Annotated in this window: 21 protein-coding genes, 1 tRNA gene and 1 pseudogene; 9 read left to right on the forward strand and 14 right to left on the reverse strand. The window is 72.8% G+C overall.

The genetic code is table 11. The features are described 5' to 3' along the window. From ACOJUF_RS12040 to ACOJUF_RS12050, 3 genes and pseudogenes are all read right to left on the reverse strand, one after another. Positions 1-237, reverse strand: a pseudogene (locus ACOJUF_RS12040) (hypothetical protein); the annotation flags it as partial. A gap of 169 nt (positions 238-406) precedes the next feature. Then, on the reverse strand, positions 407-964 hold the full coding sequence (locus ACOJUF_RS12045) for a bacterial proteasome activator family protein (protein ID WP_420122087.1): 558 nt from the start codon (positions 962-964) through the stop codon (positions 407-409). After that, complete coding sequence (locus ACOJUF_RS12050) at positions 964-2,034, reverse strand: NAD(P)H-quinone oxidoreductase (RefSeq protein ID WP_420122088.1); 1,071 nt, start codon at positions 2,032-2,034, stop codon at positions 964-966. Before ACOJUF_RS12050 ends, ACOJUF_RS12045 begins: the two co-directional genes overlap by 1 nt. A 140-nt stretch (positions 2,035-2,174) precedes the next feature. Here ACOJUF_RS12050 and ACOJUF_RS12055 point away from each other — a divergent pair, with 140 nt between their 5' ends. Further along, positions 2,175-2,834, forward strand: a complete 660-nt coding sequence (locus ACOJUF_RS12055) for a GNAT family N-acetyltransferase (RefSeq protein ID WP_420122089.1) — start codon at positions 2,175-2,177, stop codon at positions 2,832-2,834. A gap of 43 nt (positions 2,835-2,877) precedes the next feature. On the opposite strand, the gene ACOJUF_RS12060 is transcribed toward ACOJUF_RS12055, so the two are convergent. Then, positions 2,878-3,540: a GAP family protein gene (locus ACOJUF_RS12060; RefSeq protein ID WP_420122090.1), complete on the reverse strand. Its 663-nt coding sequence runs from the start codon at positions 3,538-3,540 to the stop codon at positions 2,878-2,880. Between the two features lie 98 nt (positions 3,541-3,638). Here ACOJUF_RS12060 and ACOJUF_RS12065 point away from each other — a divergent pair, with 98 nt between their 5' ends. Continuing rightward, positions 3,639-4,547, forward strand: a complete 909-nt coding sequence (locus tag ACOJUF_RS12065) for an EamA family transporter (protein WP_420122091.1) — start codon at positions 3,639-3,641, stop codon at positions 4,545-4,547. A gap of 98 nt (positions 4,548-4,645) precedes the next feature. On the opposite strand, the gene ACOJUF_RS12070 is transcribed toward ACOJUF_RS12065, so the two are convergent. The 3 genes from ACOJUF_RS12070 to ACOJUF_RS12080 form a co-directional block, all read right to left on the reverse strand. Then, entirely contained in the window at positions 4,646-5,608 is a 963-nt protein-coding gene (locus tag ACOJUF_RS12070; RefSeq protein ID WP_420122092.1) for a neutral zinc metallopeptidase, read from the reverse strand. A 142-nt stretch (positions 5,609-5,750) separates the two neighbouring features. Beyond that, complete coding sequence (locus ACOJUF_RS12075; protein WP_420122093.1) at positions 5,751-6,575, reverse strand: DUF1365 domain-containing protein; 825 nt, start codon at positions 6,573-6,575, stop codon at positions 5,751-5,753. Next, a complete protein-coding gene (locus ACOJUF_RS12080) occupies positions 6,572-7,849 on the reverse strand; it encodes an NAD(P)/FAD-dependent oxidoreductase (RefSeq protein ID WP_420122094.1) in 1,278 nt (425 codons plus the stop codon). The genes ACOJUF_RS12075 and ACOJUF_RS12080 overlap by 4 nt, the downstream gene beginning before the upstream one ends. Before the next feature lie 180 nt (positions 7,850-8,029). Here ACOJUF_RS12080 and ACOJUF_RS12085 point away from each other — a divergent pair. Then, positions 8,030-8,114, forward strand: a tRNA-Ser gene (locus ACOJUF_RS12085). A 58-nt stretch (positions 8,115-8,172) separates the two neighbouring features. Here the strand turns inward: ACOJUF_RS12085 and ACOJUF_RS12090 are convergent. After that, positions 8,173-8,742: a GNAT family N-acetyltransferase gene (locus tag ACOJUF_RS12090; RefSeq protein ID WP_420122095.1), complete on the reverse strand. Its 570-nt coding sequence runs from the start codon at positions 8,740-8,742 to the stop codon at positions 8,173-8,175. Positions 8,743-8,869: 127 nt separating this feature from the next. Here ACOJUF_RS12090 and ACOJUF_RS12095 point away from each other — a divergent pair, with 127 nt between their 5' ends. After that, a complete protein-coding gene (locus tag ACOJUF_RS12095) occupies positions 8,870-9,223 on the forward strand; it encodes a YbjQ family protein (RefSeq protein WP_420122096.1) in 354 nt (117 codons plus the stop codon). Positions 9,224-9,281: 58 nt separating this feature from the next. On the opposite strand, the gene ACOJUF_RS12100 is transcribed toward ACOJUF_RS12095, so the two are convergent. Beyond that, the gene (locus ACOJUF_RS12100) at positions 9,282-9,659 is read right to left on the reverse strand and encodes a RidA family protein (protein ID WP_420122097.1); all 378 of its coding nucleotides are present in this window, start codon (positions 9,657-9,659) and stop codon (positions 9,282-9,284) included. Between the two features lie 166 nt (positions 9,660-9,825). Next, the gene (gene hisC / locus ACOJUF_RS12105; protein ID WP_420122098.1) at positions 9,826-10,896 is read right to left on the reverse strand and encodes a histidinol-phosphate transaminase; all 1,071 of its coding nucleotides are present in this window, start codon (positions 10,894-10,896) and stop codon (positions 9,826-9,828) included. A 187-nt stretch (positions 10,897-11,083) separates the two neighbouring features. On the opposite strand from hisC, the gene ACOJUF_RS12110 reads away from it, so the two are divergent. From ACOJUF_RS12110 to ACOJUF_RS12120, 3 genes are all read left to right on the forward strand, one after another. Then, entirely contained in the window at positions 11,084-13,084 is a 2,001-nt protein-coding gene (locus tag ACOJUF_RS12110) for an acetoacetate--CoA ligase (RefSeq protein ID WP_420122099.1), read from the forward strand. A 10-nt stretch (positions 13,085-13,094) separates the two neighbouring features. Further along, a complete protein-coding gene (locus ACOJUF_RS12115; protein ID WP_420122100.1) occupies positions 13,095-14,000 on the forward strand; it encodes a hypothetical protein in 906 nt (301 codons plus the stop codon). 411 nt (positions 14,001-14,411) lie between these two features. Further along, on the forward strand, positions 14,412-14,675 hold the full coding sequence (locus tag ACOJUF_RS12120) for a hypothetical protein (protein WP_420122101.1): 264 nt from the start codon (positions 14,412-14,414) through the stop codon (positions 14,673-14,675). 183 nt (positions 14,676-14,858) lie between these two features. Here ACOJUF_RS12120 and ACOJUF_RS12125 read toward each other — a convergent pair whose 3' ends face one another. From ACOJUF_RS12125 to ACOJUF_RS12140, 4 genes are all read right to left on the reverse strand, one after another. Further along, positions 14,859-15,041: a CsbD family protein gene (locus ACOJUF_RS12125; RefSeq protein WP_420122102.1), complete on the reverse strand. Its 183-nt coding sequence runs from the start codon at positions 15,039-15,041 to the stop codon at positions 14,859-14,861. A 116-nt stretch (positions 15,042-15,157) separates the two neighbouring features. Then, positions 15,158-17,131, reverse strand: coding sequence for a PTS transporter subunit EIIC (locus ACOJUF_RS12130; RefSeq protein ID WP_420122103.1), 1,974 nt, complete (start codon positions 17,129-17,131; stop codon positions 15,158-15,160). Between the two features lie 60 nt (positions 17,132-17,191). Next, the gene (ptsP, locus tag ACOJUF_RS12135; RefSeq protein ID WP_420122104.1) at positions 17,192-19,792 is read right to left on the reverse strand and encodes a phosphoenolpyruvate--protein phosphotransferase; all 2,601 of its coding nucleotides are present in this window, start codon (positions 19,790-19,792) and stop codon (positions 17,192-17,194) included. 1,030 nt (positions 19,793-20,822) lie between these two features. Then, positions 20,823-21,158: a hypothetical protein gene (locus ACOJUF_RS12140; protein WP_420122105.1), complete on the reverse strand. Its 336-nt coding sequence runs from the start codon at positions 21,156-21,158 to the stop codon at positions 20,823-20,825. Positions 21,159-21,177: 19 nt separating this feature from the next. On the opposite strand from ACOJUF_RS12140, the gene ACOJUF_RS12145 reads away from it, so the two are divergent. Both ACOJUF_RS12145 and ACOJUF_RS12150 read left to right on the forward strand, forming a co-directional pair. Continuing rightward, entirely contained in the window at positions 21,178-22,068 is an 891-nt protein-coding gene (locus ACOJUF_RS12145; protein ID WP_420122106.1) for a TolB family protein, read from the forward strand. A gap of 293 nt (positions 22,069-22,361) precedes the next feature. Continuing rightward, entirely contained in the window at positions 22,362-22,979 is a 618-nt protein-coding gene (locus tag ACOJUF_RS12150; RefSeq protein WP_420122107.1) for a hypothetical protein, read from the forward strand. The last annotated feature ends 546 nt before the right edge of the window (positions 22,980-23,525 follow it).

Below are 23,525 nucleotides of genomic sequence, written 5' to 3' on the forward strand. Positions count from 1 at the left end.
GCCGGCGCTGACCGGGGTCGGCGCCCGGCGCGACCGGCGCAGCACGACGGCGCCGATCCCCACGTAGATCACGGCCAGCAGGTCCCAGACGGCCAGGTAGGCGAGTTCGTCCTCGTCGGCGACGAAGACGAAGCCCAGCCCGACCAGGATCAGCGCGATCTCGTGGAGACGGACCAGGCCGGCGGTCAGCAGGCGGGGGAGCCGCTGCGGCCTGCTCGCCCGGGTCGGTGTCGACACCCGATCACGGTGCCGTACCCGATCGCCGCGCCCGCGGCGGCACGCCGACCGGATCCCGTCCGGGTCGACGCGGATCCGCGCGGACCGGCGCGAGCCGGCCCGGATCCCGCCGTCCCGCCGTGGCTGCGCGACCCGGCGCCGGCCGGGCGGGCGAGGCCGCCCCGGATGCCTACAGGTACTGGCCCGACCCCGGCCCGGGGGACCCGGCTGCCTCCGCCCCGGAATGGCCCGGGGGGAGGCTGCGGCGCATCTGCTCCAGCTGGCTGCGGGCCGCCATCTGCTGGGCCACCAGCGCCGCCTGCAGCCCGTGGAAGACGCCCTCCAACCAGCCGACGAGCTGGGCCTGCGCGATCCGCAGCTCGCCCTCGCTGGGCACGCTGTCCTCGGTGAACGGCAGCGACAGCCGCTCCAGCTCGTCCCGCAGGTCCGGGGTCAGCCCGGATTCGAGCTCCTTGATCGACTTCTGGTGCACCTGCATCAGCCGGGCCCGGCTCGCCTCGTCCAGTGGCGCCGCCCTGACCTCCTCCAGCAACTGCTTGATCATCGTGCCGATCCGCATCACCTTGGCCGGTTCGCCGATGGCGTCGGCCGGGTCGACGGGCCCGTCGCCCTCGGCCGGCGGGGCCGCGCCGTCGGGCTGGGTCCCCGGGCCCGGCACGTCGGCGTACCCGACCGGCTGCCCGTCGGGGCCGATCACCACGACCCGCTGCCCTTGCGCTTCACTCATCATCGATCTCCTCGGCTCTTGTCTTCCCGGTCCGGCGTGTGGCTCAGTACCCCGTCGGCGGGCTCCGACACGCCCGCGCCGCCCGGCGCGCGGAGCAGCACCTTCCCGACGTGGCCGCCCTCGGCCACCCGGCGGTGCGCCCGGGCGGCGTCCGGCAGATCGACCACCGAGTCGATGACCGGCCGGACCGCACCGCGGGCGATCAGTGGCCAGAGCTCGGCCCGCACCCGGGCGACGATCTCCGCCTTCGAGCCGGGACCGGTGGCGGGCCGGGACCGCAGCGTCGTGCCGATGACGCCGCCGCGCCGCCGCATCAACGCGTTGATGTCGAGCTCGGCCTTGCTGCCGCCCTGCATGCCGATGATGACCAACCGGCCGCCGTCGGCGAGCACCGCGATGTTGCGGGCCAGGTACTTGGCACCGATGACGTCCAGCACGATGTCGGCCCCCCGCCCGCCGGTGGCCGCCGGGAGGGCGGTGACGAAGTCCTCGGCGTGGTAGTCGATCGCGATGTCGGCACCCAGCTCGCGGCAGCGTTCCAGGGTCGCCGGCCGGGACGCGGTGATCGCGACCGTGGCGCCGAGCTGCTTGGCCACCTGGATGGCCATGGTGCCGATCCCGGAGCCGCCGCCGTGGATGAGCACCGTCCGGCCGGCCTGCAGGCCGGCCGTCATGACCAGGTTCGACCACACCGTGCAGGCGACCTCGGGCAGACCCGCGGCCTCGACCAGGTCGACCCCGTCCGGCACCGGCAGGACCTGCCCGGCCGGGACGGCCACCCGCTCGGCGTACCCGCCGCCGGCGAGCAGGGCACAGACCTGGTCGCCGACCGTCCAGCCGGTGACGTCCCGGCCCACCGCGGCGACGGTGCCCGAGCACTCCAGGCCCAGGATCGGCGACGCGCCCGGCGGAGGCGGGTAGTGACCGGCGGCCTGGAGCAGATCGGCCCGGTTGACCGCGCTCGCCGCCACGTCGATCAGCACCTCGTCCGCGGCCGGCTCCGGGTCCGGCACCTCGGTCCAGGTCAGCTCGGCCGGCGAACCCGGATGCTCGACGACGATCGCCTTCATTCGCCCGAGGGTAGCGACCGGGCCTGCCCGCCTCCTCGGGTGCCCACCGGGTGGATCACGGGTCGGTGGCGACGACGATCAGGGTTCGGTCACCGCCGTTCGAGTTGTGGGCCGCGCGACGACCCGGCACGCTGCGTGACGTGAGCTCGACGCCACCCCCGTTGGCCGCCTACTGGCCGCTGTTCGGCCTGCGCCTGGCCACGCCGCGGCTGATGCTGACCCCGCTGCAGGACGCCGACCTGCCCGAGATGTGCGAGCTGATCCTGGCCGGCATCCATGACCGGGCCGTGATGCCGTTCCAGGTCCCGTGGACGGACGCGCCGACGGAGGAGCTGGCCGAGAACGTGCTGCGGTTCCACTGGGCCCGGCGGGCATCCAGCACTCCCGACGACTGGTCGGTGATGTTCATGGTCCGCCGTCGCGGGGTGCTGGTCGGGCTGCAGGAGCTGCAGGGGACGGACTTCGCCGTCACCCGGACCGTGAGCACCGGCTCCTGGCTGGGGCGCACCCACCAGGGGCAGGGGATCGGCACCGAGATGCGCTCCGCGGTGCTGCAGTTCGCTTTCGACCACCTGCGGGCCGACCGGGCGGACACCGGGGCGTTCACCGACAACGCGGCCTCCCTGGCGGTCTCCCGCAAGCTGGGCTACCGGCCGGACGGCACGCAGGTTCGGCAGCGGCGGCCCGGCGAGCGGGCCGTCGAACAGCGCCTGACGGTCGACCGGGCCTCCTTCGTTCGCCCCGATTGGATGGTGCAGCACCGGGGCCTGCCGGCCTGCCTGTCCGCGTTCGGGCTCTGACCGGCCGCCGGCCGGCCCGATGGCGCCCCGATGGCGCGGAGCGTCACCCCGCGACGGCGGCGAAGCCGTTGACGGCGACCACGACGCCGAGCACCACCAGCACGATGCTGACGATCGTCGGGCTGTGCGAGGTCATCCAGCGGTCGGCCGCGGCCAGCCGCTCGTCGGCGCGCTCGCCCAGCACGACGGTCGCGATGACGGGCGCGGCGACCCCGAGGCTGCCGACCACGGTGAAGACCAGCAGGGCCGTGATCTGCTGGGCCGGAACCGGCGTCGCCTCCCCGATCGCGGTCGCGCCGGCCACCACCAGCACCAGGTTCTTCGGGTTCAGCGTGGCCAGCAGCAGCCCGAGACCGAACGACCGTCCAGCCGTCATCGACTCGACGCCGGCCAGCCAGCCCGGCGGTTCGGGGTCCGACTCACGCCGGTCGGTCCACCGCTTCAGTCCGAGCAGCACCAGCAGCAGGCCGATGACGATCTTGGCGTAGGCGAACCAGGTCGCGTTGCCCGACGGCAGCACCAGCACGTCGATCAGCGCCAGCACGACGCCGCCGACCAGCAGGATGCCCAGCACCCAGCCGAGCAGGAACGCCCGGGCGACCGCCGGTGGGCGCTTGGCGGCCAGCGCGACCGGGACGAGCACCACCGGAAGGGCCGCCAGCAGCAGCGCGACGGCCAGGGGGATCGCGATCAGGACGGCGGTCATGATCGGCTCGACGGGACCGGGGGCGTGCGCACGGGGGGAACCTAGCACCGCGAACCCGGCGGCCGGCGGGGGCGGGCGGCCCTGCCAGACTCGGCGGCGTGGATGCCAGCGGTCGGTCGTGGGGCGGCCTGGCGGACCGGGTTCCGGCGCCCGCCGTCTTCCTCACTTCGGGCCTGACCCAGTACGTCGGCGCGGCCCTGGCCGTCGGGTTGTTCGCCGTGCTGCCGGCCGCGTCCGTGGCCTGGTGGCGGATCGCCGTGTCGGCCGTGGTGCTGCTGGCCTGGCGCCGGCCCTGGCGGCAGGCCTGGACCCGGTCGGACCTGCTCGGGGCGGCCGCGTTCGGCGTCGTGCTGGCCACCATGAACGTGTCCTTCTACATCGCCATCGAGCATCTGCCGCTGGGCACGGCGGTGGCGATCGAGTTCCTCGGCCCGGTCGCGGTCGCCGGCATCACCGGCCGCGGCTGGCGGGACCGGGTCGGCATCGCCCTGGCCGCCGCCGGAGTGGTGCTGCTCGCCGGCGTCCAGCTCGACCAGGCCTTCACCCGCGACACGGTGATCGGGCTGGTCGCGATCACCGGCTCGGCAGTGTCCTGGGCCGGGTACATCCTGCTCGGGCGCCGGGTCGCGGTGCGGCGGGACGGGATCGCGTCGTTGGCCGTCGGGATGGCCGCCGGGACCGTGGTGTGGGCGCCGCTGGCCATCGGTACCGTCGCGCCGGTCGTCACCGACCCGGCGCGGGCGGCGGCCATCGTCGGGGTGGCGGTGTTGAGCTCGGTCATCCCGTACGTGCTCGAGCAGCTGGTGCTGCGACGCGTCACCGCCGCCCGGTTCGCCATCCTGCTGGCGATGCTGCCGGTGACCGCCGCGCTGATCGGGGCGCTGTTCCTCGGCCAGATCCCGACCGTCCTGGAGCTGGCGGGCATGGCGCTGGTCTGCGTGGCGATCGTGCTCTCCGGGCCGCGTCCGGCCGGTCCGGACGAACCGGAGAACCCGCTGCCGGCCTGATAGCCGGCGGTGACCCGGCGACGCTGATCAACTCGGCGTTCGCCCGGGCCGGAATGCGCCTGCCGCGCCGAGTTGATCAGCGGGGCGCGGGCAACCGGTCAGCCCAGGTCGTTGGTGTCGAAGGTGTTGCAGGACGCCGGGTCGCCCGAGCGGTACCCGGTGAGGAGCCACTTCTGCCGCTGCGCCGAGGTGCCGTGGCTGAACTGGGACGGGTCGACGGAGCGGCCGCCGAGCTTGCTCTGGATGTAGTCGTCGCCGATCGCCCCGGCGGTCTCGACGGCGTTGGCCAGGTCGGCGTCGGTGATCTCGGTGATCAGGACCTGCCCGTCCGCGCCGGGGACGGTGCTGGCGTGCTTGGCCCACACCCCGGCGTAGCAGTCCGCCTGGAGTTCCAGCCGCACGGACCCGGAGGTGGCGCCCGTCGCCGTGCCGACCCGGTTGCTGGTGCCCAGCAGGTTCTGCACGTGGTGCCCGTACTCGTGGGCGACCACGTAGGCCTGGGTGAACAGCGCGTCGTTGGCCCCGAACGTCGTCCGCAACTTGTTCCAGAAGCTCAGGTCGATGTAGACCTGCTGGTCGGACGGGCAGTAGAACGGCCCCATGCCCGACGAACCCTGCCCGCACCCGGTTCCGGTGGAGCCGCTGTAGAAGACGGTGTCGGCGTCCCGGTAGGTGCCCCCGGAGGCGGCGAAGGCATCGCCCCAGTACGCCTGGACCGAGTTGACGATGCCGACGACCGCGCAGTCGTCGTTGGTGTTCGCGTCGGCGCCGGTCCGGCAGCTGGCGGCCAGCTGGTTGTTGTCGACCGTGCTGTTGCCCGACGCGCCCTGCAGGATCCCGGGCGAGGCGGAGCTGCCCGACCCGCCCGACCCACCGCTGAACATGTAGAACAGCACGACCGCGACCAGGATCAGCAGGCCGAGCCCACCACCGCCGACGGCCAAACCGCCCCGGCCGCCCGGCAGGCCGCGCAGGCCGCCGCCGGAGAACCCGCCGCCGCCGCTACCGCGGCGATCCTGGACCTGTGAGGTGTCCAGGCGTGCGTTGGGATTGAACTTCATCGCGATCACCACCCGCAGGTCGAGATACCCGTTTGCACGGGCGGTGACTCACTTTAGGGGTGTCCTGGGCAATCCTGCTCCCGCGCCGCCGGGCGGGCCGCCCCGATCCGTGGCGGGGCGACCCGAAGAGGCCGCACCGGCGTCAGCGGCCGCGTTCGTCCGCGGTGGCGTCCGGCGGGCGGGGCTGCACGGGCACCCGGCGCAGCCAGAGGCGAATGCCCTGCCAGCGGATCAGCGCGCTGGTCCGCAGGGTGAGCAGGGGCCAGCGCAGCAGCGACCGGACCGCCGCGCGGGTGGTCAGCGGCTCGCCGGCGCCGGTCAGGGTGGCCACGAAGCGGGTGGTGCCGGCCTGACGGAGCGTCACTGTCACTGCGAGCCGCTCACCGGGCGGCGGCGTGCGCATCGTGTACACCCCGCCCATCGGCAGGAACGGCGAGACGTAGAAGGCCTTATCGACATGATCGGCGCCGTCGTCGTCGGGTCGCAGCAGGTACACGTGCCGCCCGCCGTACGTGTTGTGCACCTCGGCGATCACCGCGACCAGCTCGTCCGTGGCGCTGCCGTCGGCGCCGGCCGGCCCCGGGCCGCCACGCAGGCAGTAGAACACCGACAGCGGGTTGAACACGTGCCCGAACGTGCGCGGGCAGGTCAGCAGCAGGACCCGGTCGGCCGTCAGGCCGTGCTCGGCGAGCAGGTCCCGCGCGTTCCGGGCGATGGTCCGGTCGGGGTCACCCAGATGGTCGGCGGCCCGGAACTGCAGCAGAGGGCGCAGCGGCCGGGGCAGCACCGGCGGTCGATCGACGTCGATGAGCCACGCGCAGGTCCCGTACGCGAACCGCCGGTCCAGCCCGGCCGGCGCCGCCGCGAAGCGCCGGTGGGTGGTCCGGGCCCGGTAGATGCGCGGCTCGATCCGCCGCGGGACCGGCGCCGTCGCGCCCGTCCCGGCCGAACGGTCGGTCAGCGTCACCAGCCGCCGCCCAGCGACTCGGCGGCGCGGACCCCGGAGACGCAGCCGTCCTCGTGGAAGCCCCAGCCCTGCCACGCCCCGGCGAACGCGAGCCGGTCGGTGTTGATCAGGTGCAGTTCGCGCTGGGCGGCCACCGACGCCCGGGTGTAGCGGGGGTGCGCGTAGCTCATCCGGGCCAGCACCGTGGACGGGTCGACGGCCTCGTCGTCGTTCAGGGTGACGACGTAGTCGCGCCGGTCGTCGATGCGCTGCAGGCGTCCGATGTCGTAGCTGATCCGCACCTGCGCGGGTTCCTCCCGGCAGTGGTCCATCCGGTAGTTCCAGGACGCCCGGGCCCCGGCGGCCACCGGCAGCACCGACGAGTCGGTGTGCAGCAGGGCGCTGCTGGGCGGGTACTCGAACGCCCCGAGCAGCCGCGACTCGTCCGCCGTCGGCGCGGTCAGTAAGGCCAGGGCCTGGTCCGGGTGACCGGCCAGCACCACCCGGTCGAACCGGCGGACCACGTCCGCGTCGTCCCTGACCTCCACCGCGTCGGCCCGGCGGGTGACGGCCCGGACCGGGGTCGCGGTCAGCACCGCGCTCAACCCCTTGGCGGCCCGCTCGACGTACGACCGTGACCCGCCGACGACGGTGCGCCACTGCGGCGACCCGCTCACCGACAGCGCCCCGTGGTTCTCCAGGAACGTGAACAGATACCGGGCCGGGTACCCGCGCGCCCCCTCGAAGCCGCACGACCAGACCGCGGCGACCAGCGGCAACACGAAATGGTGGGCGAAGTAGTCGGTGAACCGTCCGCGGCGCAGGAACTCACCGAGGGTCAGCGTGTCGTCGCCCCCGGCCAGCACGGCCCGGGCCCGGCGGTGGAACACCGGGACCTGCGCGAGCATGGCCAGGTAGCGGGGACGGGCCAGCGAGCGCCGCTGGGCGAAGAGCCCGGGCCACCCGTTCGCGCCCGCGTACTCCAGCCCGCAGCCGCCGCACTGGACGCTCATCGACATGTCCGAATCCTGCGTGGCCACCCCGAGCTCGGCGAACAGCCGGAGCAGGGTGGGGTACGTCCGATCGTTGTGCACCAGGAACGCGGAGTCCAGCCCGACCACCCGCCCGTCGGTCAGCGCGACGTCGTGGGTGTGGGCGTGGCCGCCGAGCCGGTCGTCGGCCTCGAACAGGTGCACGTCGTACCGGCGCTGCAGCAGGTGCGCGGCGGTCAGCCCGGACACGCCCGACCCGACCACGGCCACCGTCGGGCGGCCGCTGGCGGCAGTGGCAGTCATCGAATCCGTCCTCTCGGGGATGCTCGTGAGGGGTTCGTCGCCGGACCCGGGCCGGCTGGGCCGGCCGTTCATCCCTACGGGCCATACCTCCGCGGCGGCTTCATCAGATCACAGTCCACGCCACGGGCGCGGCTCCCCGACGGCTCGGGCCGCCTCCGCCGGGCCAGTAGACTCCCGCCCGGAGGCGTGTCCGAGTGGCCGAAGGAAGCCGCCTTGAAAGCGGCCAGGTGTCAAAGCCTCGGGGGTTCGAATCCCTCCGCCTCCGCAGCGCCGGTCGGTCCGGCTATCCCGTCCGGCGATCCGGTCCGCGAGCGCCGGAGCCGTCAGTCGCCCGCCCAGATGAGCTGCCGGTAGAGCGCGTCCCCGCCGATGTCGACCAGGCCCAGTCCGAGCAGCCAGGTCAGCGTCGGCGATCCGTAGACCCCGGTGGCCCGGACGGCGTGGTCGCGGGCCGCCGCGGCCGCCAGCAGGGCGCGGGCCACCCGGCCGCCGATGCCCTGCCGCTGGCGATCGGGCCGGATGGCGATGTCCACCAGCACGATGGCCGGCCCGTCCGCCGCGTGCTCCTCGTCCAGGTCGAGCAGCAGCCGGCCCACGGTCTCGCCGTCCACGGCGATGCCCAGGTCCCGGCCGTCCGGGTGATCGGCGCCGAGTTCGCTGTACCGGCTGACCAGCTGGGCGTCGATCAGCTTGCCCAGCTTGGCGGCGCTCATCCGGGTATCGGCCCAGTCGTCGGCGAGCAGGGCGCGCAGGGCGTCGTCACCGACCCCGGCCCGGCCGTGCGGAACCGGCCAGGGGCCCGGGGTGACGGTCAGGGGCGGTTCGACGCGCGCGACGAGGTCCGTGACGACGGCGTCGAGCACGGCCGGCGGGGTGGCGGGGCGGCCAGACACACCAACGACCGTACGCAGCCGGAGCGCGATTCGCTCGTTGCCGTCGCGGGGGTCGTCCCTGATGATGGGCGGGTCCGACGATGATTGCTCACCGTAGTCATCCGGCTACCCGGCGAGAGGAATTGCCATGGAAGGCAGCGCTCCGGTTCCGCTTCCCTGCTCCACCACCTTCGACCTGCCCGGGTTCGAGGTCGAACGGAACATCGGCATCTGTTGGGGGCTGGTGGTTCGCAGCGTCGGCTTCGCCAAGGGCTTCACCGGTGGGTTCCGGTCGCTCAAGGCCGGCGAGGTGCCGCAGTACACCGAGGTCGTCGACTCCGCCCGGCAGACCGCGATGGAGCGGATGGCGGCCCACGCGCAGCAGCTCGGAGGCAACGCCGTCCTCGGCGTGCGCTTCGACTCGTCCGACGTCGCGGAGAACCTGGCCGAGGTGATCGCCTACGGCACGGCGGCGGTGGTGCGCCCGGCGACCGGTTCCTGACCCGGTCGATCGGCGACCGCCCGGGCGGCGGCGGGCCGGTCCGCGGTGGGCCGGTCGGTCACAGCCAGGCCTCGGCCTCGATCTCGACGACCCAGCGCGGGTCCAGCAGCCCGGCGACCACCACCATGGTGGCCGCCGGGCCGGCCGGGCCGAACAGCTCCCCGTGCACGCGGCCCACGGCCTCGGCGGCGGTCACATCGGTGAGATACATGCCTGTCCGCACGACGTCGGCCAGCGTCGCGCCGGCCCGGCCCAGGGCCTCGGCGATGATCTCGATGCAGCGGCGGGCCTGCTCACCAGGGTCGGTCGGGCACGACCCGTCCGGCCGGACCGGCCCGGTGCCGGAGACGAGCACCCGGTCACCGACCCGGACGGCCCGGGAGAAGCCGATCGTCGGCTCGTACGGCGAGCCCGAGCGGATGCGCTGCACTGTCATGGCACCGGTGTAGCAGGGAGGCGCGGTCGCGCGCCGGCCGGTCCCGGGGTGGTGCGCTGATCGAACACCCACCGAATCGGGCATTTCGGCGCCTGATCCGGGTCTTCGATCAGCGCACGCCGGAACGGGCCCGGCGACGGCGCTGACCGGTCGGCGTGGGCCCGGGTCAGCGCGGGAAAGACGCGGCCGCGGCCAGGAAGGCGTCGTTCTCGTGCGGGGCGCCGATGGTGACCCGGACGCCGCCGGTGGGGTCGGCGAAGGCGCGGACGATCACCTTGTGCGATTCGGTGTGGGCGGCGAAGTCCGCCGACCGTTCGCGCAGCGGCAGCCAGACGAAGTTCGCCCGGGACACCGGCACCGTGTAGCCGAGTGCGGTGAGCGCCGCGTGCACCCGCTCCCGTTCGCCGATCACCTGACGCCACCGGGGCGCCAGCTCGTCCTTGGCGCCGAGCGCGGCCAGCGCCGCCGCCTGGGCCAGCGAGTTCAACGCGAACGGGATCGCCACCTTGCGCATCGCGCCGACCACCGCCGGGTCGGCGATGGCGTAGCCGACCCGCAGTCCGGCCAGCCCGTAGGCCTTGGACAGGGTGCGCAGGGCCACGACGTTCGGTCGCACCGTCGCGTACTCCCGGCCGTCGGGCGAGTCCGGGGCGTCGTCGAACTCGGTGTAGGCCTCGTCGATGGTGACCAGCACGTCGTCCGGCACCCGGTCCAGGAACGACTCCCACTCGTCGCGCCGCACGGTCGTGCCGGTCGGGTTGTTCGGGGTGCAGATGAAGATCAACCGGGTCGCGGGGGTGATCGCCGCGGCGATGGCGTCCAGGTCCAGCTCGTGGCCGGCGGTCACCGGCACCCGGACGGCGGTGGCCCCGGTGATCTGGGTGACGATCGGGTAGGCCTCGAACGAGCGCCAGCCGAACAGCACCTCGTCGCCCCGTTCGGCGGTCGCCTGGACCAGCTGCTGGCACAGGGCCACCGACCCGCACCCGGCGACGAGATGGGATTCCGGGGCCCCGCTGTGCTCGGCGAGCGCGGTGATCAGGGCGGCCGCCCCGTTGTCCGGGTACCGGTTGATCCCGGCGGACTCGTGCACGGCCGCGTCCGCGATGGCCTGGGCGACCGCCGGCAGCGTGGGGAAGGAGAGCTCGTTGGAGGCGAGCTTGATCGCCCCCGGCACGTTGCGCCCAGGCGCGTACGCGGGGAGCGTGTCCAGCGCCGACCGGATCCGCACCGTCATCGTGTCCTCCACCCTGCGCCGCACCACCCGGTCGCGGCCGTCCCCGACCCTAGTTGGCCGAGCATGCGAGGCCACCATCGGCGGAGCAGGCCAGGCGGCCCAAGCAGCACATCACCACACCGTGAGCGCGATTCGATGTGTGAACGACATATACCGTTCCGCCCGGGCCGCCGGGTACAAACATCCAATGACTGGAAACGATGTGGTTCCCGAGGTGTTGTGGACGCCGACGCCGGAGCGGGTCGAGCGGGCGGCCATCACCGACTTCACCTCCTTCGTGGCCGACCGGACCGGCCGGAGCTTCTCCGACTACGCCACCCTGTGGGACTACTCGACGAGCGATCCGGCCGACTTCTGGGGTGCGATCGCCGACTACTTCCAGGTCCGGTGGCACGACCGGCCCACCGAGGTGCTGCCCGAGGCGGTCATGCCGGGCGCCCAGTGGTTCCCGGGCGGCACGCTCAACTACGCCGAGCACGCCCTGGCCGGCGCCGGTGACGCCGGCGAGCCCGGTGATCCGGCCGTCATCGCCGTCACCGAGGACGGCCGCGAGGAGCTGCTGACGCTTGCCGAGCTGCGGCAGCGGGTCGGCGCCGCCCAGGAGGGGCTGCGCCGGCTGGGCGTCGGCCAGGGTGACCGGGTGGTCGCCCTGGTGCCCAACACCCTGCACGCCCTCGTCGGCTTCCTCGCGACCGCGTCGTTGGGCGCCGTCTGGTCGTCGTGCTCCCCGGATTTCGGGGCGCCGTCGGTCATCGACCGGTTCACCCAGATCTCCCCGACGGTCCTGCTGGCCGTGGACGGCTACCGCTACGGCGGCAAGTCGTTCCCCGTCGCCGAGACGGTCGCCAAGCTGCGGGAGTCTTTGCCGACCCTGGCCGGAGCGGTCCACATCCCGGCGATCGGCACGGCGGCGCCGGACGGCATGATCACCTGGGACGAGCTCACCGCGACGCCGGCCGAGCCGGTGTTCACCCCGGTCCCGTTCTCCGCCCCGCTCTGGGTGCTGTATTCGTCCGGCACGACCGGATTGCCCAAGCCGATCGTGCACTCCGTCGGCGGCATCCTGGTGGAACACCTCAAGTCCCTGCGCCTGCACTGGGACCTGGGCCGTGGCGACCGGTTCCTCTGGTTCACCACCACCGGCTGGATGATGTGGAACTTCCTCATCGGCGGCCTGCTGGTCAACGCGACCGTCGTTCTGTACGACGGCAGCCCCGGACACCCGGACCTGATGACGCTGTGGAAGCTGGCGGAGAAGCACCGGGTGACCCTGTTCGGCACGTCCGCGCCGTTCGTGGCCGCCTGCCAGAAGGCCGGGCTGCGTCCGGCCGCCGAACTGGACCTGACCAGCATCGGGGCGATCGGCTCCACCGGCTCGCCGCTGTCCACCAGCGGGTTCCGCTGGCTGGCCGACGAGGTCGGGTCGGGCATCCAGATCGCCTCGTTCTCCGGTGGCACCGACGTGTGCACGGGCGTGGTCGGCGGTGCCCCCACCGTCCCGGTCTGGCTCGGCGAGATCTCCTGCCGGGCGCTGGGCGCCAAGGTCGAGTCGTACTCGCCGACCGGCGAGCCGCTCGTCGACGAGGTCGGTGAGCTGGTGATCACCGCGCCCATGCCGTCGATGCCGGTGTTCTTCTGGGGTGACGAGGACGGGGCCCGGCTCCGCGATTCGTACTTCGCCGAGTACCCGGGGATCTGGCGGCACGGCGACTGGATCCGGATCACCGGCCGCGGTTCGTGCGTCATCGAGGGCCGGTCCGACGCGACCCTGAACCGGGGCGGGGTCCGGATGGGCACGGCCGAGTTCTACCGCGTCGTCGAATCGCTGCCCGAGGTCGCCGATTCGCTGGTGGTCGACACGTCGACGGCCGCCGGCGAGGGGGATCTGCTGCTGTTCGTCGTGCTGGCGCCGGGCGGCGACGGGGCCGCCGTCACCGCCGCGCTGAAGAAGGCGATCCGCACCGAACTGTCCCCGCGGCACGTGCCCGGCGTCATCGTGCCGGTGGCGTCCGTGCCGCGCACCCTCAACGGCAAGAAGTGCGAGGTGCCGGTCAAGCGCATCCTCGGCGGGATGGCCGTGGACGCCGCGGTCTCCCGGGATGCGCTGGCCGATCCGGCGGCGTTCGACGAGTTCCTGCAGGTGGCCGCCGGGAGTGTCACCGCCGCCGCGGGAGCGTCGAGGCCGTAGGTTCGGCCGGGTGAACCGGACCCTGTCCATGGTGGGCGCGGTGGCGTGTGCGCTGCTGCTCACCGCCTGCGCGAGCGGCAGCCTGACCTCGTCCGACGCCACCTCGACGGCCGGGTCCGCGGGGCCGGCGACCGGCTCGGCCGCGCCGGCCAGCAGCCGCCCGTCGATCGCCGGGCCGACCCTCGTGGTGACCGTGCCGGAGCTGGGGACCGGCCCCGACGCGGCCGCACCCGGCACCGTGGCGCCGACGACCGACCTCCCGTCCGCCGCGTCGCCGGCCCCTGATGCGGCCGGCGCGACGAGTGCACCGGCCGAGGCCCCCGCACCGGCCGGGGAGCCCGCGACGACCGCGGCGGCCCCGCCGGCCGCCGCGCCCGCGAGCCCGTCCGGGAACGGGGTGAACGTGTCCCTGGCCAACTGCGACGGGTGCTCCGTCGTGGCGACCCGGAGCGACGTGGCCGCCGGCCGGTCGGCGGCTCTGGTCAGCACGGGCTCGGGGCGGGGCCTGCTGCTGTCGGTGGGATCGGACGGGCAGGTCGCCGGCGTGATCGGGGTGCCCTACGGGGCGGCGTTCCCCGCGCCCGCGGACGGCGTGCTGCCCTGCGCGCAGGGCCGCTGCGTGGTCACCGGTCGGCAGAATGACGGGCGGGCGATCCTGTCGGCGTTCGAGCTCACCGACACCGGCGCCTGGCGGGACGTGTCCGGGGACGATGCCTTCCCGTCGGCCACCGAGCGGTCCGCCGTCATCGACCTCGACGGCGAGTTGGCCATCGCGGTCCAGGACCAGGGCGACGCCGCTGCCGTCTGGATGCTCTACACCTGGGGTGGCGACCGGTACGCCGTCCTCGGCTGCGCCCCGGACGGCGACCCGCCGACGAGCGCCGCCGGGATCGCCGCCTCGGCCTGCCTGTCCTGATCCCGCCCGCGGTGCGGCCCACCGCCGCGACCGCCTCTGTTTCTGCCGCTGCCGCTGCCGCTGCCCCAGCCGCTGCCCTATCCGCTGCCCTATCCGCTGCCACTGTGCCTCGACCGCCCCGGTTCCGCGCGGATCAACAGGGTCGGCGCGGATGAAGTCGTCGACTCCTGACCCGCCCGTCACAAATGACGCGAGTTGATCCGCGCCGGGCTATTTGATCCGCGCGGGCGGGGAGGGCCGGGCGGGCGGGGAGGGCCGGGCGGGGAGGGCCGGGCGGGCAGGGGGCCGCGCGGGAAAGGGGTCAGGGGGCCGGGCCAGAGGGGGAGGGGATTGTGCTGAGGAGGGGGTGGGGCCGACGTGAGGTGGCGCACGAAGTCCCAACTCCGTCATGGGTGTCGACGTCCTACGGTCATGAACACACACGAAAGGACCTTTGACAGCAGCAGCACGCTGACCGAACTCTCCGCCGTCAGCACCGGCACGATGATCCGGCTGGCCGACGAGACGGTGACCCTGGAGCGGGTCGAGCAGATCGAGGCGGACCAGAGCCCGCTGTCGCCGGTGCGCGGGCTGGGCCTGACCCGCATCAAGTTCCGTCGCAACGGCCGGACCAAGCGGCGGGTGTACCCGTCGAAGATGCTGGTCGAGAAGGTGCGCCGGAGCCGCACCCGCTGACCTCGCGGACCATCGGGCGGCGCGCTACCCACCCGTCGCCAAGCCCCCCCGGGACCCGAGACGCCCGGGCCCCGGGACGCCCGGGCCCGGGGACGCCCGGGACCCCGGAACGCACGGGACCCCAGCACCAACGCGAACGCCCCGAGCCGGTTTCCGGCTCGGGGCGTTCGGCGTGCGGAACGATCAGTTGAAGACGTTCTTGACCGCGTCCTTGACCTTCTCGCCGGCCTGCTTCACGCTGGCCGCGGCCTGGTCGCCCTTGCCCTCGGCCTCGAGGTCGCGGTCACCGGTCACCTTGCCGGCGGCCTCCTTGACCTTGCCACCCAGGTCCTGGCCCGTGTTGGCGGCCTTGTCGTCCAAACCCATTATCGGCTCCTCTCGTCGGCGGGCCGGCCCGGTCGGTGGCCGGCCCGACGTGACAATGCCCCGTCCGGTGCGGGTTCACACCGGACGGGGCATGAGAAGAATCTGAAAGATCCCTGTCAGGCGGGGACGGCCGTCAGCTGGCCCCGCATCTCGGCGGCGTACTGGTCGGCGTTGGCCCCGGCGATCAGGTGGTACAGACCGTCACCGACCTTGACCACGCCGGCGATGCCGCTGTTGCGCAGCGCGGCCTCGTCGACCTTGCCCGCGTCCTTGACCTTGACCCGGAGCCGGGTCTCGGCGGCGGCCTCGACCTTGCCGATGTTGGCCCGCCCGCCGAGACCGGCGATGAAGTCGCGGGCCTTCTCGGCGGCCAGCGGATCGCGCAGCTTGGGCTTGGTGCCCGGCTCGTCGTACACCACTTCCTCGATCTGGTCCGCGCCGAGCTCGGCCTCGTCACCGGCCGTCTTGAGGTACTCCTCGATGTCGGTCTTCAGGTTCTCCGACCGGGTGCCGAAGATCGCCTGCATGTTGTTGCCGACGACCAGCACGCCGGCTGCACCGAGCGCCTTGAGCTTGCTCTGGCTGGCCTTGTTGATGTCGACGACGCCGACCCGCAGCCGGGTGATGCAGGCATCCAGGTCGGTGATGTTGCTCCGGCCGCCGAAGGCCAGCACCAGTTGCTGGGAGAACCGGTTGGCCCCGTCCGCCTGGGCCTCGCCGACGTCCGGCTCGTCGTCCTCCCGGCCCGGTGTCTTCATCTTGAACAGCTTGATCAGGCCGTAGAAGACGGCGAAGTAGAGCAGGAACCAGATCGGCCCGACCACCAGCACCAGCCAGGGTTTGATGCCGTTGGCGTAGAACAGCACATAGTCGATGCCGCCCTGGGAGAACGTGTACCCCAGGCGCCCACCGAGCAGGTACATCACGGTGAAGCCGGTGGCATACATCAGCGCGTGCGCGACGTACAGCAGCGGGGCGACGAACAGGAACGCGAACTCCAGCGGCTCGGTGATGCCGGTGAGGAACGTGGTCAGCGCGGCCGCCATCATGATGGAGCCGATCTTGACCTTGTTCTGCGGCTTGGCGCAGACGTAGATGGCCAGCGCGGCGCCGCACAGGCCGAACATCTTGCCCAGGAACCCGCCGCCGAAGATGCCGGACTCCGGGTGGCCCCGGAAGAAGCAGGTCAGGATGCCGCTGCAGTCGGCCCAGTTGCCGATGTTGACCTCGTAGAAGAACGGCGCGTTCCAGATGTGGTGCAGGCCGAACGGCAGCAGGGCGCGCTCGACCAGGGCGTAGACGAACACCGCGACCGGGGCGTTGGCGCTGATGACCTCGCTGGCGGTGTTCTTGATGAAGTCGCCGATCGGGGGCCAGATGAAGCCGAGCGCGATGCCGACGCCGATGGCCGCGAACGCGGTGACGATCGGCACGAACCGCTTCCCGGCGAAGAACCCGAGATACGGCGGCAGGGATATCCGGTAGAAGCGGTTGAACAGGTACCCGGCGATGATGCCGATGATGATGCCGCCGAACACGCCGGTGTCCAGGGTCTGCAGGCCCAGCACCGCCTTGGTCTCGATGCCGCGGGCGACGGCGACCGTGCCGATGGTGGCGGTCATCACCAGGTAGCCGACGGTCGCGGCGAGCGCCGAGACACCGTCGTTCTTGGCGATGCCCAGCGCGACGCCGACCGCGAAGATCAGGCCGAGCGCGCCGAAAACCGGGTCGCCGGCGTTCTGAAGGATCTTGAGGAATACGTAGAGCGGTTCGGCGATGATGCCGGCGGCCACCGGGTCGCCGACGACGACGGCCGGCGGGTTGGCCAGGCAGGCGAGATGGTCGCCGGCGAAGGCGACCCCGTCGACGGTGCAGTAGCCGGCGTCGATGGCCTGCTGGTTGTAGTTGCCCAGGAAGGCGCCGCCGACGCCGAGCAGGATGCCGGCGACCGGGAGCACGGCGACCGGCAGCATCAGGGACTTGCCCAGCTTCTGCAGGAAGCCGAAGAAGTTGCTCCAGATCTCCTTGAGCTTGTTCGGGGCCGGTTGGGCCGGCTGTGCCGCCGGGGCCTTGTCCAGGGTGGTGGTCATGCCGGGAGTCCTTCCACTGTCGTGGTGGCCGGGGTTCGAGGGAAGCCGGTCATCGCCGGGTCAGTCGTCATCGAGGGGGACCAGGGCGCGCACCGCGGCGGCCGACTCGGCCCCGAGTGCCTGTGCGGCCAGCTCCTGGCAGCGCTCCAGCGACAGCGAGCGGATGAGCGCCTTCACCGACGGGATGGCCGGCACGCTCACCGACAGTTCGTCCACGCCGATGCCGACGAGCAGCGGCACCGCCTGCACGTCGGACGCCGCGCCGCCGCAGACCCCGACCCACCGGCCGGCGGCATGCGCACCGCGGACGCACTCGGCGATCAGGCCCAGCACGGCCGGGTTGAGCGCGTCCACCTGCGGGGCCAGCTTGGGGTGGCCCCGGTCCATCGCCAGGGTGTACTGGGTGAGGTCGTTCGTCCCGACCGAGAAGAAGTCGACTTCGGCCGCGAACTGGTGCGCCATCACCGCGGTGGAGGGCACCTCGCACATGATCCCGACCGGCACCGCGGGCACTCCGAGGGCGTGCCGCTCCTCCTCGAAGATGGCCTTGGCCAGCCGGAAGTCCTCGATGGTGGAGATCATCGGGAACATCACGTTGATCTTGGCGCCGGCCTCGGTGGCCCGCAGGATGGCCCGCACCTGGGTGCGCAGGATCTCCGGTCGGTCGAGCCCGACCCGGACCCCGCGCTGGCCCAGGAAGGGGTTCTCCTCCGGGGCGATCGGCAGGTAGGGCAGCGGCTTGTCGCCGCCGACGTCCAGCGTCCGGATCACCAGCGGCTGGCCGGGCTTGAGCGCCTTGGCGATGTCGGTGTAGATCTGGGCCTGCTCGTCCTCGGTCGGCGCCGTCCGGCGGTCCATGAAGACGAACTCGGACCGGAGCAGCCCGACGCCCTCCGCGCCCTTGGTCATCGCGGCCTGCGCGTCCTCCAGGCCGCCGATGTTGGCGACCACCTCGACGTGATGGCCGTCGGTGGTCGTCGCCGGTTCGTCGGCGTGCTCCAGCTCGATCGCCCGCCGCTGCGCCTGGCGCTCCTGGCGGGCCCGGATCCGGGCCACCTCCTCCTCGGTCACGTTCTGCCGCAGGGTGCCCTTGGCGCCGTCGAGGATGACGCGGGTGCCCTCCGGGATGTCCAGCGCCCGCGGTTCGATGCCGGCGACGGCCGGGATGTCCAGGGCCCGCGCCAGGATCGCCACGTGGGAGGACGCCCCGCCGGCCGTGGTGCAGAAGCCGGCCACCTTCGACGGGTCGAGCGAGGCGGTGTCCGACGGGGTCAGGTCCTCCGCGACCAGAATGGAACCCGGCGGGATCAGCGCCTTCTCGCGGCGCTGCCCGGTGATCTCCTCCAGCACCCGGGAGCCGACGTCGCGCACGTCGATGGCCCGACCGGCCAGCACCTCGTTCTTGAGCCCGGCCAGCTTGTCGGCGTAGTTGGTGTAGGCCGCGCGCCACGCGTACGCCGCGGTCTTGCCCTTGTCGATCGCGCTGCTGGCCAGGTCGAGCAGTTCGGGATCGCGCAGGATCTCGCGGTGCGCGGCGAAGATCGCGGCCTTCTCCGCGTCGGCCTGTGCGGCCAGCCGGTCCTCCAGCGCGGTCAGCTGCACGGCCGACCGGTCGATCGCGTCGTTGAGCCGGCGCCGCTCCCGATGCCGGTCGTTGGAGTTCTCCTCGACCTCGATCTCCTCGTGCCGGATCTGCAGCACGGTGCCGACGCCGAGACCGGGAGAGGCGGAGACGCCCAGCAGCACGTTCGGGTCGTCCGACCGGCGGCGCGGGGCCGGGGCCACCGCGGCGACCGGGGCGGCCGGCGCGTGCTCCTCGCCGCCCTCCTCGATCGGCACGGCACCCTCCTCGCCCAGCCCGAGGCGGAGCTGTTCGGCGATGTCGTTGACCGCGGCTTCGGCGTCGGCGCCGTAGGCGCTGATCCGCACCTTGTCCCGGAACCGCACCTCCATGCCCATGATCGCCATGACGCTCTTGGCGTTGCCCTGATCCTCACCGCGGATCAGTGTCACGTCACTCTCGTACTGCGCGGCCAGGTTGGACAGCACGGACGCCGGGCGGGCGTGCAGGCCGACCGGGTTCGGGACGATGATCGCGTCGGACGTGACCTTCTTGCCCGGCTGCCGGGCCGCCGCGCCTTCGACCGGCTCGGCCGGAACGGCCAGGATCGCGGTCGCGCACACGTCGCGTCCGGCGGTGACGAAGCCGGTGGCCGGTTCGAGGCCGGAGAGCATGTCCGCGGTGTTGGCGATGACCATCTGGGTCAGCAGGCTCTTGGCCTGGGTGGCCACCAGGTCCAGATCGAAGACGATCAGCGGGTCGCCCGCGCTGACCTGGTCGCCGACCTTGACCCGCACCTCGAACCCCTCACCCCGCATCCGGACGGTGTCCAGGCCGATGTGGGTGAGCACCTCCAACCCCTCGGGGGAGCGGATGGTCAGGGCGTGCAACGACGGGTGCAGGTGCACGACCTCGCCGTCGCACGGTGCGACCAGGGTGTTCTCCAGCGGGTCGATCGACACTCCGTCGCCGACCATGCGGCCGGCGAACACCGGATCGGGCACCTGTTCGATCGGGACGAGGACCCCGGTGACCGGGGCCAGCAAGGTGACGCGAGTGCCTGACGCGGATGCGCTTGTCGTCTCGGACGGTGCGGACACGGATGTCCCCCCTTCGGGCGATTTCGCCACTTTTGGGCGTAGGTGATCTTGACCCTAGACCGGACTTCGCGAGTGCGCGCGCGGTAATCTCGCCTAACCGGTTTAGCGCGACACGTCGCATTTCAGTAGCGTTTTCGTCACGAATGGGTAGCGCGGAAGGGTGCGCGGAGTCAGGACCTTCCGCCCTTGACCGGACCCGCCGCGGGTCGGGCGATCGTCGGCACGCGAACTCGGTGAGAGACGCTAACTACCCGTTCGGGGGGTGCGCGGGACCGGCGCCGTCGCTCGTCCCGATCGGCACCGGATCGGAACCCGGCCGCGAGGCGGTCGGCCTTGGCCGACCGCAGCCGCGACGGGCCGCCGGTCGGGAACGTCCGGCCGGCCCCGCCGAGCGATGACCGGGACGGCGCCGAGTCCGGCGCCCCGCGTCGGCCGATCCGGCGGGTGCGATCCGGCCATCGGATCGGGCCCGGCCCGGACGAACGTCCGGTGCATCAGACCGCGATGGCGTCGCCGGCGGCCGCGCCGAAGCCGGTGATCACGGCCGGGCGAACCCGCGAGCGCGGGATCGGCGCCGGCGTGAGTGAACAGAGCGCCGGCGCGGGCGCCGGTCCGGTGGTCCACCGACGCCACAGGCGCGACCCGTGGGTCGCGCCTGTCCGTACCGCCACTGCATGAAGTTGGTGCGTGAATCCTGGTGGAGGACCCAGGAATTGAACCTGGCAAGGCGCCCCAAGTGCGCATCCCCCTCGGTCGTGCCCGATGAAGGTACATCAGGGGCCGGCCGGCGACAACTCGGCGACGACCGGGCGACGACCCGGCGACGACCGGGCCTCGACCCCGCGACGATCCGGCGGAGCCATGGGGTCCCGACGGGCGCACCCGGGGGTGGGGGGCCGAACGGCACGGACGGGCGGCCGGGTACCGGCGGCGGCCTCCGGTGTTGCCCATAGGGGCAGAGTCTTCGTCCATCATCGTGCATCGTCGCAGGTAGCCGGGGTCCTGATCGCGGTCGGGGCTGGCTGGATGATCATCCCGGCTGGCAGAATGGGCGCATGTCGCACGGACGGCGTAGAGCGCTGCGGGCCACCGATCCCTCCCGGCCCGGCGCGCCCCGGCGCCCGGCGCTGCCGGTCGTGATCGCCGCGACCACCCTGGTGCTCGCCTCCTGTGCGAGCGTCGGCGGGACGGCGTCCGCGCCGACGGTGCCGTCCGGCGTGAGTTCCGTGCTCTCGTCCGCCGCGGCATCGACGTCCGCCGGATCGGCGTCGACGGCCGCGTCGGCCCCGTCCGCCTCGGGCGCCGCGACCTCGTCCGGGTCGGCCACGTCGTCGGGACCGGCGTCCTCCGGGTCGACGACCGCCACCCGGGGCGCCATCCCCGGTGTGCCCCACTCGACGCCGATACCCGAGACCGACCTGATCGTGACCCGGGCCGTCGACGGCAACCCGGACATGTACATCGTCGACACGGTCACCGGGGCCGTCGGCGACCGCATCACCACCGATGCGCCCGGGTCGCAGTACCCCACCCTGTCGCCGGATCGCGGGTCGATCGTCTACCTGCAGGGCGGTGACAAGAATGCGCTGCACATGATGGCCGCCGACGGTTCCGGTGATCGTCCGCTGCTGGCCGCCGACGCCGATTTCTGCCCGTCGCCGCAGCGACCGGCCTGGAATCCGGCCGATCCGACGGAGATCGCCGTCGCCTGCCGGGGTGGCGACGAGGGCAACCGGCTGGTGCTGATCGGCGTCGACGGCACGCTGCGCAGCACGATCAACACCGGCCTGCGCTCCTTCGACGACCCGACCTACTCGCCCGACGGAAAGACGTTGGCGTTCTGGGGGACTCAGGACGAAGGCGCCCAGGGCGGTGCCCTCTACGTGCAACCGGCCAATGGCAGCGGCACGCCCAAGCAGATCACCACCCCCGGTGCGAAAGCCAATGACACGGACCCGATCTGGAGCGTCGACGGCAGCTCGATCATCTTCCGCCGAGCCACCGAGGACGGCGGTGGCGGCCAGTCCGCGCAGATCCTTCAGATCAAGGCGGACGGCTCGGGGCTGACCCCGGTCACCGACGGAACCGCCTTCGACCAGGATCCGACGGCGTCGCCGGACGGCAAGCAGATCGCGTTCCTGTCGAATCGGATCAATGCCGCCGGAAACAATGATGCGCAGGTCTGGGTGATCAACCTGGACGGCACCGGATTGCGCCAGGTCGGTATCGGAAAACCGGGCAACGCCGCCGGTGCGCCGGAATGGGGACGGCGCTGATTCGGTGCTGATTCGCGGCTGATTCGGTGCTGATTCGGTGCTGATTCGGTGCTGATGCCGAATTCCGCCGCTGCCCGGGCAGGAATTCAGCACCGAAAGAGTGAAGGCGGCAGGGCCATTCGGGGGCTATCTGTGCGCAGCGTGAACCGGGTCGGGTCCAGCTGTGGACCATCTGGCTAAACCTTAAGAAGAGCTTGAGAGTTTGCCCGTGTGTCACATCTGTCACACCTGTCACTCCACATACGCTCCGCCCGCCCGGCACACCGCCGTACGCATCGACCAGGGAGGGCGTCATGTTGCTGCACAGATCTCGGGGAGTACTCAAACGGGGGGCGGCGGTGGCCGGCATCGCCGCGGCTGCCGTGCTGATGGCCGCGCCGGCGGCCGGTGCGGCCGAGCCGGTCGCCTCCCCGTCGTGCGAGCTGCCCTCGTTGTCGGTGGAACCGTCCACGGTCTCGCCCGGAACCCTGATCGTGGTGACCGGGCAGCACTTCTCCGGGTGTGCCGCCGACGGTGACCCGACGCCGCCGAGCGCCACGCTCGAGGTCACGGTGGGCATCGCCACGGACCAGGAGATGGGCGCGGTGCTGGGCACCACCCAGACCGCGGAGGACGGATCGTTCAGCCTGACGGTGCCGATCCCCGAGGTGGATTCGGAGGGCGACACGATCGCGCTGGCCGCGGCGTCCGAGGATCCGGCCACCGGGCTGGCCTACGCGGCGGTCGTCCCCCTGACGTACACGGCCGGCTCGGCCGTGCCGACCGGCGTCCCCGCCGGGACCGGCGGTTTCGGGGCGGCCGACGAGGAGAGCGGTTCGTCCGGCCTCGTGCTGGCCGGTGGGCTGGGCCTGGCCCTGGCCACCGCCGGTGCGGTCGGCCTGCGCCGCCGCCGGGTCAGCGTCCACAGCTGACCGCACGCGGAACGACAGCGCTCGGCACCGGGTCGCACGACCCGGTGCCGAGCGGGTACCAGCCGGCGGAGGGAACCCGGATCACCATGGCGACCACTCGGCACCAGCCTCGAGACCCCGCGCGCGTGTCGGCGCGTCCGGTCGACCCCTGGAGTGCGTCACCCGATCCGCGGCCCCGGCCCGCTGCCCGCCCCCGGACGGCCGAACCCGTCCGGGAACCGTTCGCCGCGAGGCCGTCTCGGCCCGCTCCCCGGCCATCGGGCCGGACGCCGGTCCCGTCCTGGGACTCCCGGATCGATCGAATCCCGCCGCCCGGGTCGGCATCACGACATTCGGCTCCCCGCGGTGATTCTCGACCACGCGCTGGTCGGGTCGCGGCTGCCGCCGCCGGCTGGGCCGACCCCGCCCGGTCCGCCACCGGCACCCTGACCCGGACCGCGCCGGCCCCGTCCGCCCGGCCCGGGCCCCGCCCCGCACCCCGTCCGGCGACCCGGACCGCCCCGGGTGATCGACCGCCCCGCCTGCCGTCGGGGAGCGCAGCCGTCC

The organism is Nakamurella sp. (assembly GCF_048594475.1).
Taxonomy (GTDB): Bacteria; Actinomycetota; Actinomycetes; order Mycobacteriales; family Nakamurellaceae; genus Nakamurella.

What these genes read in the sequence shown, in the direction of transcription:
- ACOJUF_RS12080 (WP_420122094.1), bottom strand. Translation starts at nt 7,849, where the DNA reads ATGACTGCCACTGCCGCCAGCGGCCGCCCGACGGTGGCCGTGGTCGGG.
- ACOJUF_RS12110 (WP_420122099.1), top strand. Translation starts at nt 11,084, where the DNA reads ATGACTGGAAACGATGTGGTTCCCGAGGTGTTGTGGACGCCGACGCCG.
- ACOJUF_RS12045 (WP_420122087.1), bottom strand. Translation starts at nt 964, where the DNA reads ATGAGTGAAGCGCAAGGGCAGCGGGTCGTGGTGATCGGCCCCGACGGG.
- ACOJUF_RS12050 (WP_420122088.1), bottom strand. Translation starts at nt 2,034, where the DNA reads ATGAAGGCGATCGTCGTCGAGCATCCGGGTTCGCCGGCCGAGCTGACC.
- ACOJUF_RS12130 (WP_420122103.1), bottom strand. Translation starts at nt 17,131, where the DNA reads ATGACCACCACCCTGGACAAGGCCCCGGCGGCACAGCCGGCCCAACCG.
- ACOJUF_RS12060 (WP_420122090.1), bottom strand. Translation starts at nt 3,540, where the DNA reads ATGACCGCCGTCCTGATCGCGATCCCCCTGGCCGTCGCGCTGCTGCTG.
- ACOJUF_RS12120 (WP_420122101.1), top strand. Translation starts at nt 14,412, where the DNA reads ATGAACACACACGAAAGGACCTTTGACAGCAGCAGCACGCTGACCGAA.
- hisC (WP_420122098.1), bottom strand. Translation starts at nt 10,896, where the DNA reads ATGACGGTGCGGATCCGGTCGGCGCTGGACACGCTCCCCGCGTACGCG.
- ACOJUF_RS12100 (WP_420122097.1), bottom strand. Translation starts at nt 9,659, where the DNA reads ATGACAGTGCAGCGCATCCGCTCGGGCTCGCCGTACGAGCCGACGATC.
- ACOJUF_RS12125 (WP_420122102.1), bottom strand. Translation starts at nt 15,041, where the DNA reads ATGGGTTTGGACGACAAGGCCGCCAACACGGGCCAGGACCTGGGTGGC.
- ACOJUF_RS12150 (WP_420122107.1), top strand. Translation starts at nt 22,362, where the DNA reads ATGTTGCTGCACAGATCTCGGGGAGTACTCAAACGGGGGGCGGCGGTG.
- ACOJUF_RS12070 (WP_420122092.1), bottom strand. Translation starts at nt 5,608, where the DNA reads ATGAAGTTCAATCCCAACGCACGCCTGGACACCTCACAGGTCCAGGAT.
- ACOJUF_RS12095 (WP_420122096.1), top strand. Translation starts at nt 8,870, where the DNA reads ATGGAAGGCAGCGCTCCGGTTCCGCTTCCCTGCTCCACCACCTTCGAC.